Consider the following 1,813-nt stretch of genomic DNA (forward strand, 5'->3'; position numbering starts at 1 on the left):
GCTTCGCGATGGAAAGCGAATGAATTCGCTGCGCGAATTCGAGGCCGCTGCGCGGCCTTTAGGAAATTGCTGCGCAATTTCCAATTCCCTTGCTTCGCAAGGGAATTCCGCATTTCCGCTGCGCTTCAATGCGGTAGGGGAATCAATTCCCGCTTCGCGGGAATTGATGGGGCGTCCGCTGCGCTCCAGCCCTACCGGCTGCGCCGGGCAGCGAGGAGGGAGGGTGGCGGGGGCCGGTGGGTCCGTCAAGGGCGTGTCGTGGCCGGTGAGGAGAGGGTCCGCCAGGACCACGGTACCGGGCCCGACTTGGCCGGTGCAATCAAAACCAGGGCCCGGATAAAGTCTACGCCCAGGCCCTAGTACCCCCGCCGGGCAACTCCCGTGGGCAGGGGCGGTGATGCATCACGGGACCGGCTGTGTACCGTCTGGGAATCCCCTCCACACCCCCCAACCCGACCGTGCCGCAGGGCGGGTGAGGCTGCTTCAAAAAAGGGCGGTAGCTGGACTCTGGAACCAGCCCGCATCACCCCTGCATCAGAACTGATGCAGCATGTAGCTTTGGCAGAACCCCACCACACCCCCACCCCACACCCGGGGCCGGGCCCCGGAGCCGGGAAGGGGTGCTTCCCTCCCACAGAACCTTGGGCGGATCCGGAACACCGCCCCGTACCCCCAAGCAGCCGGCCACCACCCCGAGCCCCGCCCCCGGGCACAGCAGCCCGGCGGGATGGGCCGGGACCGGCCGCCCCCTCACAGCCTCACAGCATGCCCGCCACCTGGGAAAACGTCCTGTGAGCCTCACAGCCTCACAGGACGGCGCAGCACCGCCGGCTCACTCACCACGGCCCCCAGCCCACCGCGACGCGCGCGTTGAACGGCCCGGACCGGGCAGGGCGCAGCTCCTGGTGAGCCCCAGCCGCCCGCACGGGCCGGAACCGGGCCGCCCTGTCGTCGTTGACCGGGCATGAGTCGAAAGAAGCGTCCCCAGAGCCGGATAGCCAAGCGGCTGCGGTGCAGCCGGTGCGGCTGCTTCGCCCCGAGGGACCTCACGTCCAAGGCCGCCGAGAACTGGAGCGGGAAGTGGGTGGAGGGCCGTCTTGCCGTGATCGTCTGTCCTCCGTGCCAGACGCCGTTGGAGAATGCCGAGGCCGCGGCGAACGAAGCTGAGGTGACCGTCCGTAGGGCCGAGGGCGGGACGTTCCTGCCGGACCCGGTGCTGTGCATCACTGGCACCACCCTGGAGGATCCCGGGACCGTCCTGTACGGCCGTGACCACCTTCAGCGCATCCGGGCGAGGGGACAGGCCGAGAACCTGGGTCTCGTCTCCGATCTGCCGCTCGACACGCGGTGTGTGCCGATCGTCGGCGGGGTCATGATCTATCCGCCCGGCCGGTAGGCCGCCCGCCCCTCCCCTGTGCCCCCGTGAGCCGGCCGTCTCGACGAGCATCTGCCCATCGAGACGGCCGTCGGTCTGTGCGGCCCCAGTCGGCACCACGGGGCGCGGCCGGCGGGGCGGCGTGAGGTCGAGGAGCGGGAGCCGGCGGGGCGGGGTGGCGGCCCCGGATCATGCCGGGGGGTGAGGGCTCCGGGGCCGCCGCGACGCTGTGCACGCGTCGTGTCACCTCCCCCAACGCGCCCCGCCCGGGAAGGACACGGGCACATCCCACGGGCCTGTCGGCGCGCTCACCTGGGGCGTAGGCTGGAATTGCCACGGACCACCCGGAAAGATCACGGACTGGGCATTTCTGTCAAACGGATGGCCCGTGGTGTGAGCCTCCGGCGAGGAGTGGCCGAGGCGCGCCCTGGACGCGCG

General features: G+C 70.4%; 1 protein-coding gene. It reads left to right on the top strand.

What is annotated here, in order from left to right; all coding sequences use genetic code 11:
• The first annotated feature begins 964 nt into the window (after nt 1-964).
• The gene (locus tag ABZ135_RS38725; protein WP_356703109.1) at nt 965-1,396 is read left to right on the top strand and encodes a hypothetical protein; all 432 of its coding nucleotides are present in this window, start codon (nt 965-967) and stop codon (nt 1,394-1,396) included.
• Nucleotides 1,397-1,813 lie beyond the last annotated feature (417 nt).

Origin of the sequence: Streptomyces sp. NPDC006339 (genome assembly GCF_040612775.1) — a bacterium.
Classification (GTDB): Bacteria; Actinomycetota; Actinomycetes; order Streptomycetales; family Streptomycetaceae; genus Streptomyces.

Bases quoted from the DNA above. Each gene is read 5' to 3' on its own strand.
- ABZ135_RS38725 (WP_356703109.1), top strand. From the start codon at position 965: ATGAGTCGAAAGAAGCGTCCCCAGAGCCGGATAGCCAAGCGGCTGCGG.